Annotated in this window: 12 protein-coding genes; all 12 read right to left on the reverse strand. The window is 42.1% G+C overall.

What is annotated here, in order from left to right:
* Positions 1-542 (reverse strand): sugar-binding domain-containing protein (locus tag AAGC65_RS17635; RefSeq protein WP_343113781.1); only part of this gene is annotated, 542 nt, incomplete at its 3' end.
* Between the two features lie 5 nt (positions 543-547).
* Positions 548-2,740, reverse strand: coding sequence for an alpha-L-rhamnosidase C-terminal domain-containing protein (locus AAGC65_RS17640; protein ID WP_343113782.1), 2,193 nt, complete (start codon positions 2,738-2,740; stop codon positions 548-550).
* 3 nt (positions 2,741-2,743) lie between these two features.
* Complete coding sequence (locus AAGC65_RS17645) at positions 2,744-4,345, reverse strand: sodium:solute symporter family transporter (protein ID WP_343113783.1); 1,602 nt, start codon at positions 4,343-4,345, stop codon at positions 2,744-2,746.
* Entirely contained in the window at positions 4,342-5,421 is a 1,080-nt protein-coding gene (locus AAGC65_RS17650) for a Gfo/Idh/MocA family oxidoreductase (protein ID WP_343113784.1), read from the reverse strand. The genes AAGC65_RS17645 and AAGC65_RS17650 overlap by 4 nt, the downstream gene beginning before the upstream one ends.
* On the reverse strand, positions 5,421-6,134 hold the full coding sequence (locus AAGC65_RS17655; RefSeq protein ID WP_343113785.1) for an L-rhamnose mutarotase: 714 nt from the start codon (positions 6,132-6,134) through the stop codon (positions 5,421-5,423). Before AAGC65_RS17655 ends, AAGC65_RS17650 begins: the two co-directional genes overlap by 1 nt.
* Positions 6,131-8,053 (reverse strand): right-handed parallel beta-helix repeat-containing protein, encoded by a 1,923-nt coding sequence (locus AAGC65_RS17660; protein ID WP_343113786.1) that lies wholly within the window; start codon positions 8,051-8,053, stop codon positions 6,131-6,133. The genes AAGC65_RS17655 and AAGC65_RS17660 overlap by 4 nt, the downstream gene beginning before the upstream one ends.
* A gap of 6 nt (positions 8,054-8,059) precedes the next feature.
* Positions 8,060-8,953, reverse strand: a complete 894-nt coding sequence (locus AAGC65_RS17665) for a sugar phosphate isomerase/epimerase family protein (protein ID WP_343113787.1) — start codon at positions 8,951-8,953, stop codon at positions 8,060-8,062.
* Positions 8,954-8,956: 3 nt separating this feature from the next.
* Positions 8,957-10,360 carry an acetylxylan esterase gene (locus AAGC65_RS17670; protein ID WP_343113788.1) on the reverse strand — a complete coding sequence of 468 codons (1,404 nt, stop codon included), beginning with the start codon at positions 10,358-10,360 and terminating at the stop codon, positions 8,957-8,959.
* Between the two features lie 7 nt (positions 10,361-10,367).
* Positions 10,368-11,504, reverse strand: coding sequence for a sialidase family protein (locus tag AAGC65_RS17675; protein WP_343113789.1), 1,137 nt, complete (start codon positions 11,502-11,504; stop codon positions 10,368-10,370).
* Between the two features lie 10 nt (positions 11,505-11,514).
* Entirely contained in the window at positions 11,515-12,234 is a 720-nt protein-coding gene (locus AAGC65_RS17680; RefSeq protein ID WP_343113790.1) for a DUF3826 domain-containing protein, read from the reverse strand.
* A 20-nt stretch (positions 12,235-12,254) separates the two neighbouring features.
* On the reverse strand, positions 12,255-14,981 hold the full coding sequence (locus tag AAGC65_RS17685) for a family 78 glycoside hydrolase catalytic domain (protein WP_343113791.1): 2,727 nt from the start codon (positions 14,979-14,981) through the stop codon (positions 12,255-12,257).
* Between the two features lie 26 nt (positions 14,982-15,007).
* On the reverse strand, positions 15,008-17,699 hold a 2,692-nt coding region (locus tag AAGC65_RS17690), incomplete at its 5' end, for a glycoside hydrolase family 2 TIM barrel-domain containing protein (RefSeq protein WP_343113792.1).

The following is a 17,699-nucleotide window of genomic DNA, read 5'->3' on the forward strand; positions in this document are numbered from 1 at the left end:
ACTTTAAAGCCCGAACTTACACCGCCAAAATGCAGGGTAATGTTCATATCTTTCCAGTTAGCAGGCAGTGTGAATATACGCTGATAACTGCCTACACCATTATAATCCTGAGGTACATGTGGTGGGTTAACTGGCCTAAAAGGATAAACCGCGCTTTTGTAAATAGGCTTATCATAACCCTGCATTTCGATGCTGGATGGCACAATGATCTTTTTCCAGCCTGTTACCCTGCTTTTATAAAAATCTTTTGGTGCATCAGCAGGTTTGCTTGCATAGCTAAAATCCCAATAACCGTTTAATGACAGCATACGACCCGATTGGTCACGATCGCCTTTTAATGCATCCTGTACGCTGGCATAAGAATAAGCAGTAGCGCGGGATGGGTCGCGGTTAATGCCATCAACCTGTGGGTTTTCCCAGGGCTCAGCATCATATATTACCGGTACGTTGGGTATGGGCGCAGGAGTTTTATCAACCAACTGGGCATAAAGCTTACTTAATGATAGCCCTGTTATAAATAATATGCAAACTAATCTCTTCATTATCCTTACAAGGCGCTATAATCAACTGTATATTGTCTCCCTTTTTCTATGCTCAACTCATATATATTTTTGCCTTTGGCCATCATCGTTCCATCCTTGCAAACCGGTACAGATGCGCTGGCGAAATGTAATAGCCCGATACCATTATCTGAACTTACCTTGATCTGTTTGGTGCTGCAATACACTTTAATATCACCGTGAGGCGTAGGTATGCTGCCCTCCATCCACTGTAAACCACCCAATTTAGGTTCAACCAAATATTGCTGATAGCCCGGCGCTGTGGGCTTAACACCCAGATAGTACTTGCCTAACAGGTATATCGGGCTTGCTCCCCAGGCATGACACAGGCTTTTACCAAATTCTCGGCCGTACATGGCATAATGAGCCGCGCCTGATTTACTGGGGTCATACTCTTCCCAAAAAGTAGTAGCTCCCAGATTAAGCATTCCGCCCCAATAAGCTTTCATTTCCTGAAGTACATGCTTTTGCTCGCCCATAGCACAAAGAGCCTCCAGTTCGTAAAAACGCATGTAAGGTGTGGTGATCTTTTGTACCTGGTTATTCAGTAGTACATATTTTTTCACATCCTGCTTTTGTGCCTCAGTCAGGTAATTGAAAAATATAGAGAACATGTTGGCATACCGGGTTACATTATCAGTTTGCTTACCATCAACACGACTGTGTACCAGCGCATGCTTCTGGCTGTTCCAGTAATAGGTGAGTATTTTTGATCGAAGCTCCTTTGAAAGCTTATCATATTGATTGGCCGCAGTTTTATCCTGCATAATATTGGCACATAAGGCCATAGTTTCCATACTGCGACATAGTAGCAATTGCTCAAAACTCACTTCCCCTTGTTTACTCAGCTTATCGGCCCAGTCAATAAATACCCAGTCGCCCGGTAAACCTTTCATGAGACCATCCTTATCTCTGCGGCTAAGGCAAAAGTTCATCATACTTTGCATGCGCGGGTACATTTGTTTAATGAAACTTTTATCGCCTGTATACTGATAATAGTCATAAATACCCATGAACCAATAAAAAGTATAATCCATAATGGTATTGATATGGCTGGTTACGGGGTCTTTACCCCGCAGCGCGTACAGGGTACGGGTGACCGTTGGCGAATCAAAATACAGGTAATAATTCATGAGGTAGCTTTGATAAGCATCACCAGACCATACCCAGCGATCGCGCTTGATACCATCGATAAAAAACTCACGTGTATTGAGATGCAGCGTATAGGCAGATACATCCCATATTTTGTTGATCTCATCATCAGAACACTTAAAGCTTCCGCGCTGTTGTACCGGCGAATACTCATAGAGCATAGATACATCATCGGCACTTAAGTCACCATCAAACAACACATTGATATAGCGGAAAGCCCGGGAACCCTCCATTGTATAATTTATTTTTTGCTGCTGGTCAAAATGAATGCTATCTCGCAATTCGCAGGTTGCGGCTGATAAGGCTTCTTCTTTCGATTCGCCATAGCACAACTTCAAGTTACCTGCTCCTTTTAAGCCATTTAGTTTAGCATAGCCAAAGATTTCCTTACCAAAATCAACCAAAATAGCGTGTTCTTTCTTCTCTACTTTTTCAGGATGATGCTCTTCTGTAGGCAGGCGAAAGGTAGATGGGGTTTTGTCTGCCGCATCAAAATTCCAGGCACCTGCAGATACATATTTTGTGGCTGATACATCGGAGGTTTTGCCGCTTTGATCTATCCATTCCTTATCCTCATAAGTAACCAGCCATGATGTATCAGATGCCAGATGTTCACTTTTTACATAAATAGACGGCACGCTTGCCTGGTTATAAACTTTCAGGCTTAAGCGGTGCTTACCTGCAGGAATATCGATTGATTTTGGATAACCGGAAAATGCCTTACCATCCAGCTTTACATTATATTGTCCCTCTACAGCCAATTCTACTTTTTCTGAAGTAGGCAAGGTAAAATCCTTATGAAATTCAATAAGTGCATAGTGGCTATCCAGCTTCCAGAATGGTGGCAAAAACGCGCCGCGTTCTGTACGTCGGTTTTGCATTCTGTTACTTAACCAAACTTCATAATCACCGGGGTACCATATCCAGGTAGCCTGTTGCGCCATAGCTATATCGGCTATAAATAAAAAGCTTAGGCATATGATAAATGCAAGCCATTTTTTTAATGTATTGGTATAATATCTTCTCATAATTTAATGTCCGTTAAAAATGATATATAAAACAATCATCACTGCGGTGAGTAATGCCCATGCAAATTTTACACGCTTGGTAGGTTTAGCGATATTGCTGATCTCCTGCTCATTGGGTTGATATATTTCCGGTGAACTATCAAGCAATGAAATAATAATTGCCGCGACAGTAAGGAAAACAAAGATGTAAAACGACAGCAGTAAATAATGCGGCCAAAAGCGATACTGGGCAGAAGGCAATACCCACAAATACACTACCCCGGTTCCCAAACTTAAAGCAGAACCCAAAGAAAGAACCATATTTACCGCTTTACGGGTGGTACGTTTCCAATAAACCGTCAACAGAAATACCACGGCAAGCGGCGGGGCAATAAAACCCAGTACCGACTGAAATACATCAAACAAATTAAGTCCCTTTATACTGTCAATAGCCAGGGCCATGCCAACGGCAAATACGCAGCCTGCTATAACAGTCATTCTGCCAACCCTGATCAGGTCTTTGTTGGTGGCATTGGGATTAATCTTTTCAGCATAAAGATCCATCGTGAATACAGTACTAAGCGAGTTTAGGGATGATCCAATTGTACCTACCAAAACGGCAATCAGCACTACAATTACCAGCCCATTCATACCAGGCGGAAAAAGATTGGTAACCATAGTCATGTATGCCAATGCCGGATCGTCAAGATGTGGATACAGGATAAAACATAAAATACCGGTAAGGATAAATAAGGGTAATGATAATATCTTAAGCCAGCCTATAAAGTTTACGCCCAGTTGCCCCTGTTCCAGACTTTTAGCACCCAACACCGATTGCACCATAGCCTGATCTGTACAGAAAAAAGCAATAGCCGAAACGGGATAGCCCAACAAAATAGCATACCAGGGATATTTAACATCGCTTGCGGGATGAATCAGGTTCCAGTAATTAGTAGGTACATGATGGTATACGGCTGAAAGCCCACCTGCTTTGGCAACTCCCAAAATGGTTAACGTAAGCGATACGCCAATAAGTAACAGCATCTGGAATACATTTACTCTCGCTATAGCCTTTAAACCACCTGTAAATGCAAATAAGCCCGCAAATGATACCAGTACAATAACAGACTGCCACATCGGGATACCCAGAATCTGCCGCACCAGGAACCCTCCGGCAAACAAACCCAACGACAACCAGGAGATAAGCATTTTAATGAGCGCATACCAGGCCAGAATATTTCGGGTTGATTTTCCATAACGGTTACCCATAAACTCTGGCATGGTAGATACTTTAGCGGCAATATATTTTGGCGCGAAAACCAGTGCCAGCAACATTAGGAATACAAAAGCGTACCAATCAAAATTTACAGCCACTATGCCCGTACTGTAACCTATACTGGCAAAGGCTAACAACATAGACGGGCCCACATTGGTACCCCACATATTAAAGCCTATACTTGCCCAACCTAACGATTTATTGGCCAGAAACAAGGTTTCGTCAGGTTGTTTTTTATTGCCGAAGCTGGCACGATAGCCTATCACCATCAGAATGATGAGGTAAATGATCACCACTGAATAATCAAGTACTGTTAGCCGCGACACGATATTGCTCATGCAGATGATCATGCGCTTAATTGCTGAGATGATAAATTAAATTCTGCCAAAATATTATCAACCTTTACTGGTTTGCCGGTTTGTAATGAACGATCCATAGCTTGTAGCAAAGCGATAGTGCCTATACCTTCTTTAATATCAGGATATGCGGTATAGCCTTTGGTAATGCTATCTGCAAAATATTCCAGGTAATTTTGATATTCCCCCGCATGATGGCTTTTGCCCTCAAAACGGAAATAATGTTTCAGTTTGTGCTCCCAGGTAATGATACGCTCTTCGCCGGTTTTATCGGTGATGGCATAACGCAAGTCCATGTAATCGCCCTGGCTACAACCTTCAGTTCCTCTTAAAATACAGCTCATTTCGCTATCCCTGGTTACAGGTTGTACCGGCCCGGTATAGCAACCGCTTACCCGTGCAATGCGGCCATCCTTAGCTTTAAATATAAAGTGCATGGTATCTGGGTTTTTCAAGCCGCCTTTTGCCCCATTTGAGCTTAGCATACCGTAGCCCATTACCTCATCTATATTGGGTAAATACCAGCGTATAAAATCTGTAGGGTGACTTAAGCCGCCGTATAACCATTTAAATGCCTGTTGTAATGACCAGGGCTTTTCCAAAAACCAACGGTGATCTGCATGATAATAAGCCTCTATCGTGATCAATCCACCTATTTGCCCTTCTTCATAATCTTTACGTTGCCGTTTCATAGGCTCAAAAAAGCGGGAGCTTTGGCCAACAAATACCCGTTTGCCACTTTTTTCAACCAACTCTAATAATTCAGCAGCTTTACTTAAATCATCAATAAATGGTTTGGTACATACCACATGCTTACCATGTAACAAGGCCTGCTTTACATGTTCGGCATGCAGATGATCAGGTGTGTAGATGGCTATAATATCAATTTCAGCATCATTAAGCATATCCTGATAATTGGTAGTATACTGGTGAAAGTTAAATTCCTCTGCACGGCGCTTACACATCTCTATGTTCATATCGCACACCATTTTCAATTGCAATTTTTTGCTTTGCAACGCCGCCGACATGGTACTGCGGCCTTCGCCTAACCCTAATATTCCTATGTTCATTAATTTTGATTTATCAATTTATTGCTAAAAAACACCCACACCTCACCGTTTTTTGTGCCGGGGATACCTTCCTGATATTTTGCCATCAACTTATTCCATTCATCAACCCGCGGGTTATTTTCACTTGTCTTTGGATTCAATTTATCCAAACTTTCTCCCCTAGGTATGCTGATCACCAGCATTAACTGTCTGCCATTTTTAAAAACCAGCAACTGTTGAAAATTAGCATTGCAAAACCCTTTGGCTACCTCCGGCCATTTTATAAACTGAGTGGCGTGATAGTTCAGATATTCTTGCTGCAGTTTTTGGTCATTAACCAGGTTAGCGGTAAGTATAATATTGTCCCATTGTTTTGCCTGCTGTGTATTAGCACACTGTTGCTTTTTATCAAAATCATAAAATGGGTTACTATATATTTTAACACCACATTTTGGGTATGCCATTTTAATATCCTTCTGCAATGCAGTTATGCTTAGATTTTTGCCGTATACAACCAAATGATTTTTCCATTGATAAACCGCAGAAGCGGGTAAACTTTGCTTGCTTGTAATGCGCAACAATGCCTGCTTATTGATCATTTTTCCTGATGGAGCAATGATTTCTACAATGGAAAAAGGATTGGTTATTGCATCAGGACTGCTCACATTAAAAAGCAATAATACCGCAACCACTAAGGCTAAATGTTTCCATATATGCTTAACTAAACTCTTCATTCCGTTTTATGGTTAATAGGCTGATTTTCCCGGCTAACAGATCTGTATTTTAATAAGTATTGATATGGCCGCTCTAATCCCGCTTTGTTTTTAACTTCTTCGGCTACCTGAGGGCCGTTGTTTTCCCATACATTCCCTGGGCCGTTGGCATTTTGCAGAAATTTATCTGCCGGGCACCAATTATTTTTGATGGTGATGTAAGACGAGCCTTCATCTGTATATAAATAAAACCAGTGCTTGGGATCATGCGCATAAGGCGCTTTGTAAATGCTATCTACCACATTATTGCTGATCACAGAACCTGGCTGGGCTGAGAGCGTATAGATACCGGCAACATCATACATATTACGGGCATAGTGATGTATTTTATTAGCCGTGATCTTATTATCGCTCATGGCGTTGGCAGTTTTTGTCCACCCCCAACCCATGCTGATCCCTGTATAATTCACTTCGCAAACCTCGTTATGTACTATGCTGATGCCCTTTACATAACCTGCCCCAATACCTACACAGCCCCAATCTTCGTTAGTTGCATCGGTTATCAGGTTATTTTCAATACGGTCATTGGTACATACCTCTCGTTTATCGGCCGGGTTATAGGGTAAATGAACCTCCTGCGCTTCGTCAGAAAAAACACCATCCATAATGGCTGTTCCTCCGATGTCTTTAAACAGATTACCTTTTACCAGATCATTATGTGTACCGCGGCGGTAATCTAAAGCGGTAGAAGCAATATGCTCAAAATGACAACCCTCAAAATTAATGTTAGAGGCATAGACCACCTCAACCGCAGAACCCGGGCGGCCAACCCAGGCCTGGTTTTCTAAACCTTTTTTATCAGGCGTTCCCGGAACTTTCAGCTTGTAAGCATCCAACATATACATGCCTGCCTGATGTGGTACCAGTCCCATTTTTGACGGCAGTAGCCAGCCACTATGCTGAAAAGAGATATTTTTAAATGATACGTAGTTTACAGGATGGTCAATAGTTCCCTCAACCTTCAATAAATTTTCCAGATAAGGAGCTGTAACTACAGCGGTCTTTAAATCCTCTCCTTCTCTGGGTATATAATAAACTTTCTGATGCGCCGCATCCAAATACCACTCACCCGGCTTATTTAAAAACTGAATAGCATTACTTAAATAAAAAGCTGAGTTACCAGTTTTTTTTGATATCCAGGGAGCCGGCCACGGATGCTCTGACTGGATACGGCTTTCGGGCTGGTAAAAAAACAACCTGGCACTATCACCTTGTAATTCAACAGATTTCACCCTCAAAATAGCTATAGCCCACCATTGATGGATAAACATTTCCATGCCTTTTATACCGCTTATGTTTGTTGTTTTAGGTTTTGGTATCCAGCAGGTTTGAGTTTTATGATCCCATGATAAAATGCGGTTCATTAATGATGCATCTGTATCTCTTGCTCGAATAGCTTTTTGGCCATTAATCCAAAGCTGCCTGAATTGTATTAGATCATTACCAATTAAAGGCGCATCTGCTTCCCAAACTTTCCCCTTAGCTTCTGCAGGTAAACCGGGAATATCATCTGTTACCTTCCGCCAGCCATTGATGTTAACACCTCCGCTTATGATGGTTTGGTCAGCAGCCAAACCTTCAATAGTGGTAGGGCTATCTGCCGTGCCTGAATCTTCGGGTCTGATAAATAATAGTTCACTTAATTGATAAATTCCCTTTTTTATCCAAATATGGATTCCGCCTTTTACTGATGGATCATTCAACCGGCGCAATTCACGGGCTTTTCTGATAGCCATAGTAACTGTAGCCAACGGCTGTTGTGATGAGCCATTATTAGTATCCGAGCCATTAGGTGCTACCCAAATTTCAGCTGCGAAACTGCTGCCTGTCAATAGCACAGCTAATATTAAAACGATAAAAGGTATGCGGATGAAATTCATTACAACTTACTCGTTAGGGCCCTGGAATACCGATTTTACATAAGTAGTGTTGGCGCTGAAATTCCATTTCACATTGCGGGGGTCTTTGGCGTCACGCGAGCGTTCAATCACCAGCCAACCGCTCCAACCCATTTTATCCAGCGTTTCCTTTACTTGTTCCAGATTAACTTTCGGATCATTTTGTAGCCATTGGCCATCACTATTGGTACAGTGAATTTGTGCTATATAGTTTTTACCTAAGATTTGTAGTTCCTTATTCAAGTCGCGACCATTTTGAATGGCATTCTCAAAGTTGAAATAGCTTTTAACAGCAGGCGAGCCAATATCTTTGAGTAATTTCAATTCGCCTTTTGCATCCAGCGCAGTTTCAATACCTATTACAACACCCGCTTTTTCAGCAATTTTCCCTACTTCTTTTAACCGTGATACAATAGCCGGTCGCAAATTTGGATATTTAACCAGATCGCCTTTAATACCCATAGGCAAAAAGCCAACTTTTACGTTCATTTGCTTCATGGTATTAATGCAATCTTCAACCGCCTTTACGGCCGTTGGTCGCTCTGCAAACGATTGAGCAAAAAAACCTGTCATGCCCATAGAAGGTATTTGCAAATTGAGTTCTTTGGCTTTACCTAGAAACTGTTTACGTACAGAATCAATGGTCAACTTATTATCAAAGGTTTCCCTGTCACCCAAGCCTCCCATATCTACCTCAACCCCATCGGCACCTATATCTTTAGTAAGCTGAAAAGCACCCAGCTTTTGCCTTTTTAATATCATCAGATCAACCACAGCAACCTTGTACCGTTGTTTAGCGGAGTTGTTTTGCGCATACAAATGCTTTAGTGGAAAACCTGTTAAAAGTGTTATACCTAAAATCAATATTAATCTGCCCTTCATATTTTATGGTTTAGTAGATGCTGCAAAAACTTTTTGTAACTGGTCAAATCCTTTTATAGAGTTGGCTGGTAATTTTTCACCATGATTGCCAAACACATACATGGCCGATTCTTTTTCAACAGTTACTTTTGACTCATCTATTTTTCCCGCCCTATCTTTTATGGCATTAATATCCAGATGAAAGTTTTTAGCTATAAATTCATATAGCGGGTATCTTTTAGATGGCCCAAAGTCATGCCCCTCTGTTGGGATATGCACATTCTCCACCAGGTTTTGAACGTTATAATAACCGTACATTTTTTTCAGGTAAGGAAAGTCATGTTCGGGCATTTGGGCCGTCCAGTCTTGTCCGTCAGATATTAGCAATTGAGGTCGTGGCGCTGCCATGGCAGCCAGTTCTACGTTATCTGTTCCTCCTCCGCATTGGTGTATAGGCATTCCACTTTCACAAGGGCAGCCTCCATAAAAGTAGGAAGATACCGATACTACAGGGGCACTAAGCTTGATTCGATCATCCAGCGCTGTCATGAGTACGGTATGGCTTCCGCCCCCAGATCCTCCGCTGATGCCCACCCTTGCCGGATCGGTTTCTTTGAGCGATAGCATATAATCCAGTATCCGGATAGCACCTAATACCTGAATGGTTTGTGCCAAACTGCGGCGATGATCTTCTTCTTTAAACTGTAATAAAGATTCGCCCCAGGCAAAAAGATCATAGCTGTAGGCCATAGCCCCCATTCGTGCCAGCGTAGCGCAACGCAACTGACAGTCAGCACGGTAACGCTGGTGTTCCCAATGCCCATCGGGACTTAACACTACCGGAATTTTCCCTTTTATTTTCAGCGGCTTGTATAATGATCCGTTGATATACAGTCCCGGTAATATTTCAATAGCGATATTCTCTACCGTGTAACCGTCAAATACACGTTTTGGGGTGATTATTGGTTTTGACGCGGGTTTGGCTGGTAACGGCGATAACTCCAAGGCCTTAAATAACTCAGGTTTTAATTCTACTTTGCGCATTTCCCAACTCGCTTTATCATGATATTGAGATGCTATGCGGTCAAGTTCTTTCCAACCATCAGTTATGGCCCATCGGTAGTATTCATATTCTTTTAGCTTATACTTACCAGGCCCTTCCTTATTCACCTTTAAGTCGAGCGGTGTCAAGACGTTAGTTAACGTAGTATCCACATCGGGCCTAAAGCGCCATTCGGCGTAATTTACCCATTTACCATTAACCATAGCTGGCGAATACTTAATAGATACATGATATTTAAGTTGAATCTCATCCAGCACTTCTTTCAACGTTTTTTTATACTGCCCATCAGTAGTTTGCTGTGCATGTAAACCTACCTTACTCAATAGCAGGCATATTAATAAAACGTATACTTTATGCTGTTTCATGATTATATTATTTAAGTACGTCAACCTCGCCTTTTATTTCGGGTAATGTATAACCCGCCACTTTAGGCCATTCTCCATTCTTGATCTCTTTCAGATCAAGCTTTTTAGGGTCAATAACTACGTGTTTAATACGTTGCCTGCGCCAGGTATAAACAATATGAACCAAACCATCAGCCGTTTGAATAACTGACGGATAAGAATATTGGCTAATGGGCGAATCCTCCAGAATAGCCGAGGCATACCAGTTAATCCCATCTTTTGATACCGACACGTTTAAAGGTGTACGGGCGCCTTTAGTCGATGTACCCGGAGGCAATACATGATTATATACCAGTAGTTGCCTGCCATCTTTTAGTGTTACAGCATCGGTACCGGAGTTATTATTGGGCAGACTTGTTTTTTCAAGCGGCGACCAGGTTATACCATTATCTTTTGACCATGTACTTAATATAGCCCGATTCTGACTGCGGCACAACGCCTGCAAGCTGCCATCTTGATGAAACAGGATGCTGGGCTGAATAGCTTTTAACTCCTTGCCATCGTTGATTGGGCCTATCAGTGTCCAGGTTTTTCCTTTATCCTTACTGGCTTCAAAATGCACCTGCCACCCATTTCCTTCGGTACTTGACGGACTTAATATGGTACCATCCTTCAGCCAGACAGGCTTATTTTTAATCGGGCCTAAAATACCTTCAGGCAGAGCCCTTTGTGCCGACCAGGTAACACCTCCATCAGCAGAGGTTTTCATAAAACCTTTCCATTTGGCCGGACTTGGACCTATCTTATAAAACAATAACAATTCGCCGCCTGGCACCTGAAATAATACAGGGTTCCAGCATGGGTAGCGTAAAGTATCGTTCTGAATACCATTAGCTACGTTAACTGCTTCTGTCCATTTGCCATTAACCAGCCTGCTTACCCAAATACATACATCCGGGTTACGCTCTTTGGTACCACCAAACCAGGCAGCCACCAAACCTTTTTTTGATGTTTCGACAATGGTGGAAGCATGACATTCTGGGTAAGGCGCTTTTTCGTAAATAAATTCATCAGTCAAAACACCTTTGCGCCAGGGCTTGGTTTGGGCTAAACAGTTTGCCGTAATAAAACAAGCTATTAGCAATATGATCGTTCTTTTATACATAGCTTTGGATTTATTGTGCTGTTTTTTTGGCAGCCGCGTCGGCTGCTTTTTTTGCCTTTGCAGCATCTACATAAGCCTTGAACAATTGGTGCCAGTTACGGCCATTATTGTTGAGGTACTGCTCATTTTTGGTCTTATAGATCTCAAATATGGCTGATACTTGTTTAATGTTTTTAAAATCGACTGCCTGCTCGCGAGCCTGTTTCAGATTAGCCAATATGATAGCTTCTTCTGTAGCGGTCAAATCGGGGACTATGGCTTTATAACCAGCCAGGGTGAAAGCTACTTTACCAATAGTATATTTATCAAGCACGGCTTCAACCTGCTCTTCGCTAAGGTCTTTGCGGAGGCCCGCCATCAGGTTTTCGTGTACAGATTTAGGCAGCGACGAGTTAACAATGATCTGCCTATCCATTGTGCTTAAAGGCTTACCGCTTTCAGGGTTAATGCCAGCGGGTACCGACTCGTACGAATGGCCATTGTTCCAATCGCGCACAGCTTTCAAGTGAGTGGCTATCAGTTCTTTTACACGTGCTTGTTTCGCAACATCGTTCAGGTTTAGTGAGCTTACCCAATCAGTAGCTTTTTTATCAACCTCTGCATCCGCTTTGGCTTGTGCTTCAGGAGTTGTAGCGGACTTTGTAGCAGTCTGCTCTTGCGCTTTGGTTAAAGTAGTTAGCATCAGCATGGCTACTAATGCTATACCCGCTATGTTCAATTTTTTCATCATTAATACTGTTTATACATGAATTAGTTTTTAACTTCAAAATCATAATTGCCAGATCCTACCCGAAAAACAGCCCGTCCACCTTCCATTTTAATAAGCTTAATGTCCTTTACTTCTGCCATCTGTTTCCCTCCTTCTGTAATCCCGGAATTTATGGTTGATGGTAAATAAACCAAAGCCTTGCTATTTGGCGGAATAGTGATATGCCACTTAAAATCCCCCTTCGCCTTAGTCCAATTGCTTTTCACCAAGCCGTAAGGAGTTTGATACGATGCTTTAATGCTATCTAAATCATGAATAACAGAGGGATTCATTACAATTTCTTTAAAGCCGGCACCCACGGTTTTAATTCCCGCTAAATCCTGATAAAACCAGGCTATCAGATCACCGAGGAGCATAATATGATTATGAGAGTTCATGGCCGGAGCTGCAGTATCGCCATTCCAAAGTTCCCAAATGGTGGTAGCGCCGTGCTTTACCATATAACCCCAACTTGGGTAATCGCTGTTGGCGGCTATGCGATAAGCGAGGTCAGGGCGACCATATTCAGACAATCCTCTCATCAACCATTGGGTACCAATAACTCCTGTGCTGATATGTCCCTTTGCTTCGTTTTGTATCTTATCTACAATATTTTTAAATAAAGCCTGTCGAGCTTCAGTTTGGACAATACCGAAATAAAGTGGTAATAAATTGGCTGTAACGGTATTATTATCATACTTAAAATTCTTTTTATCCAGATACTTTTGGTTGAAAGCCGTAGCCGTATTTGCCTGCTGGGCAGCAAAGGTCTTGACATCAGCCTGATTGTGGGTCAACATAGCGAACTTTTGCATCAAGCCCAGAAAATGATAATAGTAAGCTGATGCTATCAATTGCCCGTCGGTATTACGGGCAGGGTCTTTTGAGTGAATAAGTTCAGGAGATTCAGGAGGTACACACCAATCACCATATTTATCTTTAGTAATCAGGTTATCCTTCATATATTTTCCACACATATAATCCATCCATTTTTTCATAGATGCATAATGCTTTTTGATGGGTGCTTCATCAGCAAACTGACGATACAGCATATCAGCCACCAGGATATAAGTACCAGGCCAGGTCATGTTATCACTGTAATAGTTCCAGTATGCCGGTGCTACATCTGGTATAGCCCCATTTAGCTTTTGCGATTGGGCTATATCATCCAGCCATTTAGCATACAGATTCCCATTAGCAAAAACAAAGCTTTCGCCCAATGAACCAACGGCTCGGTCGCCTAACCAGGGCATACGTTCGTTACGTTGTGGGCAATCAACAGGCATGCCCTTGTAATTGCTGAGTATCCCCCAATAAGCATTATGATATATCTGATTGATCAACCCGTTTGAAGTTTCAAAACTACCTGTGGTTGTTAAGGCATCATATACTACCTGTCCTTCAAAATCGGCTATTTCAGGTTTACCAGGATATCCGCTGATCTCCACATATCTGAAACCATGATAAACAAATACAGGATGCCAGGTTTCTTGCTCACCGCCTTTAAGCGTGTATATATCAGTTACCTTGGCGTCGCGCAGGTTAGCAACGTACAATTCACCATTGGGTTGCAAAGTTTCAGCATACCGAAGGGTTACTCTATCTCCGCGGTTACCTTTTACCTTCATTTGCACCCAACCTGCCATATTCTGGCCCATATCCATGATCCACGTACCAGGCTTAGCCTGAGTTATGCTTACAGGCTTTATGGTATCCATTACCTTAATGGGCTCATTCATCTGAGCCTCAATCCTGCCTCCCGGCGCCTGCACCAGTTCTACATTTAACCATGCCTTATCGTTAAAACCAATGTTGTTCCAGCCGGCAAATTCTTTAGTAGCATCATACTCCTCGCCATCATATTCATTATTAGTACGGATGGGCCCATCAGCAGTAAATTTCCAGCTGCCATCACTCACTATAGTTTGTTTGGTGCCATTGGTATACTCGAGCTCCAGTTGCAGCAACATTTTCGGAAAACCAAACTCTCTGATCTTTTTAGGTTTGTATATTGGCCTCATGGTAAAAAAACGACCATTGCCCAATACGGTACCCACTGCATTTTGTCCTTGCTTAATATTATCGGTAACATCAAATGTGTTGTACTTGACCGATTGAGTATAGTCGGTAGGTGGTTCGGCTAATACCTGATCTCCGATCTGCTTGCCATTTATATACAGCTCATAATGGCCCAGGCCAATGATATAAACAGTAGCTTTTTTAATGCCTGCTTTAACGTCAAACTGTTTACGATAGTAGCGGGCCGAAAGACGTGAAAACTTTGATATGCTATCCCAGGAAAAACCTTTATCATAACCTATCCATTGTGCTTTCCAATCAGCCTGGTTCAGTAAACCTACTGTCCACATGGCAGGTTTGCTCCAGGAGCTTACGCCTTTGTTTGTCCAAACCCTAACTTTCCAATAACAGTTTGCACGGCTTAGTAATGGTTTACCTGCATAGTTAACCATGATAGATTTATCAGAACTTACTTTTCGCGAATCCCAAATATCAGCCTGGTTATTAGCCAGCCGCTCCGGTGTGGAAGCTACCATTACCTGATAAGCTAATTGATCGATATTGCGGATATCGCTCACAATTTGCCAGCTTAAACGCGGATGTGTTGTGCCTATACCCAACGGGTTCAGTAACATTTCACACTTCAGGTTTTGCAGACTTATATCTCCATAGGCATTTAAGCCTATGCTTAAAACAAAGGCTAAAGTCACGGATATATGTGCAAATAATTTATACATTACTTACCAGAAAAATCAAAGTATAAATTGAGCGACAGCGCATCCTCTATATTTTTGTCATAATTAAAGTATTGATTCTTTCTGCCGGCAGCTCCTAAGTTCTCTGGCTTTTGTGATTTGGTGCCGATAGGCGTGATTCCGTGCATAAATGATATATCGCCCGATGGAAAAGCCGGTGCCACATTATATGTTTTTAACGGATTAGCCGGTGTAAATAGGCGCATAAATACATCACGGCTGTTACATACAATGATTAGCGGCTGGCCAGTGGTTTCCAATTTCATCCAGTACAGGTTGGAGTAATAACCTTTAAACTCTGGGTAAACTACCTTGCCCTGGCCAGTAATAGTATTATTATATGTTTTGTCCCAAACGCCTAAGCGGGTTCCTTTCATCCGGTTTTTCCAAACCCGGTAAGGACCATCGCCCAGATAGGTTACTCCTTTGATTTCCTTTTCGGGGAAGGAGAAATTTACACCAAGCAGAGTTGCATCCTCGCCTATTGGCCAATATTTTACATCCAATTGTACCCAACCCGATGGATATATCGTCCACCTCAACATCGGTTCAGTTAATTTTGGTGGGAATACACCTTCTACTATCAGATTATCACCCTCGTAGCGATGTATGAGTTTTTGGAAACCATTTTGCCCTTGCCCTTCAATCAATATGGGGCCATCATTAAAAGGGATATCGCCTTTAGCGTTTTTTACTTTTACTAATATGCCGGAGTTTCGGTTAAATTCAAGCTCAATTCCGTTATTAGCTTTAACCTTGAATAACGAATCTGTTTCCTCTAACTGCGCCTTACTGCCACCGGTTTTCTTGATAATTCCGGCTGTTAATATATCATGGCTACTGATGGGAAAGCTCCAGGTAAATAACTCATGTTTGGTTACGTCATAAGCGGTAATATACAATACATCATAGTTTTGCCAGCCTGTTGGTAATTGTACCTGCAGATTACCATATTGCCCAGGCACTACATCTGGAGACGCTATTACACCTGTTTTTGCTGGTGTATTTGTTTTTTGATAGGGATTGTCCAGCTTAATCAACTTGTAATTAAAGCTGCATTGCTTAAGATTGGTATAAAAATAGCGGTTCTGCAAACGCAGGGTTCCGTTAAAAGCCGAGGTAATTTCACGCGGCTCCAGAAATACCGGACTCCATACTTCTTTAATAGTAAAGTAACTACCCTCCTTTTCGTGATAAGGGCCAACTATACCGTCCGGGCCGTGATCTCCGTCTGTATCCAGTTCGCCATTTTTATCGGCCCTAACTACGGCTTCGTCAGCGAAATCCCAGATAAAACCACCGGCCGAAATTGGTGTATACCACATCTGGTTCCAGAAATCTTCCAGGCCGGCACCCGCGCCACCATCATATAAGCCGTGTAAGAACTCTGTCGGGAAAAACACATCATGACCGTTGATACCGGTATTAATGCCATAATCATAATTGATATAGTGCTGGGTATTTGTACCTCTGAAAATTCCCCATGGATGTATGAGCGGGCGTTTTTGAATATCCAACTCATCAAACCAATGGTCGAGATTAAAATTAAAGCCACCCTCATTACCATTATCCCAAACCACTATTGAGGGATGATTAATATCTTTTTCAATCAGTTCCCTGACTAATTTTGAACCTATCTGGGTATCGTAATTATGATGCCAGCCGGTTAGCTCGTCCAATACAAACAAGCCCAGTGAATCGCACACGTCCAGAAAATGATCATCAGGCGGGTAATGCGACATGCGCACCGCATTCATGTTCATATCTTTCATCAACTGCACATCCTCAATACTGGTCTTCTTATTTAAAGCCCTACCTGTAGTTGGCCAAAAAGAATGACGATTTACTCCCTTGAATTTGATCTTGACATTGTTAACATAAATACCATCGTGCTCATGTAATTCCACCGTACGGAAACCGATTCTTTGTTTTACAGTGTGCACAACTTTCCCAGTTTGGTTAAGGGTGAAAACCACATTGTATAAATTAGGTGATTCCGGTGTCCATAATTTAGGGGAGGCTAAATGAGTACTGATATTCACCAATGTATCACCGGCATTAACTTTTGCTGTAAACGCCGCACCAAACTTTTGGCCGTTCAGCATATAAACCTGTCCGGTTATTGTACCTGTTTGGGCCGATGATAACCTTAAAACAGCTTTTAAATTGCCGTTTGCTTTGGCATCAACAGCGTAATAATTGATATTGGTTTTAGGCAACGCTTCCAAAAACACCGGCCTGAAAATACCGCCGAATATCCAGAAATCGCCTTTTCTTTCTGCTGCGTTGACTGAAGCATTAGCCGAATGTTTAGAAACAGTAACTTCCAATAAGTTAGACTTACCGTAATTTAATAGCTTGCTTACATCGTATTTAAAACGATAAAATGAACCCTGATGGATAGGCCCTGCCGATTGGCCATTCAACTTAACCTCGGTATCGGTCATGGAGCCATCAAAGACAATATTTATAGCTTTACCCTGCCAGGTTGTAGGTACCGTAAATTCATATTTGTACATCCCCTTCTCTTTACCCCTTAGGCTGTCTTTAGCCAGCCCATAGTTGTACTTACCAAACCCCTGAAACTCCCAGTTGGAAGGTACTGGGATAGTTGTCCATTTACCTGAATTACGACCCTCAGTACAGAAAAACTGCCAGTTAACGGTATGGTCA

This window comes from Mucilaginibacter sp. (genome assembly GCF_039207105.1).
In the GTDB taxonomy this organism is placed as follows: Bacteria; Bacteroidota; Bacteroidia; order Sphingobacteriales; family Sphingobacteriaceae; genus Mucilaginibacter.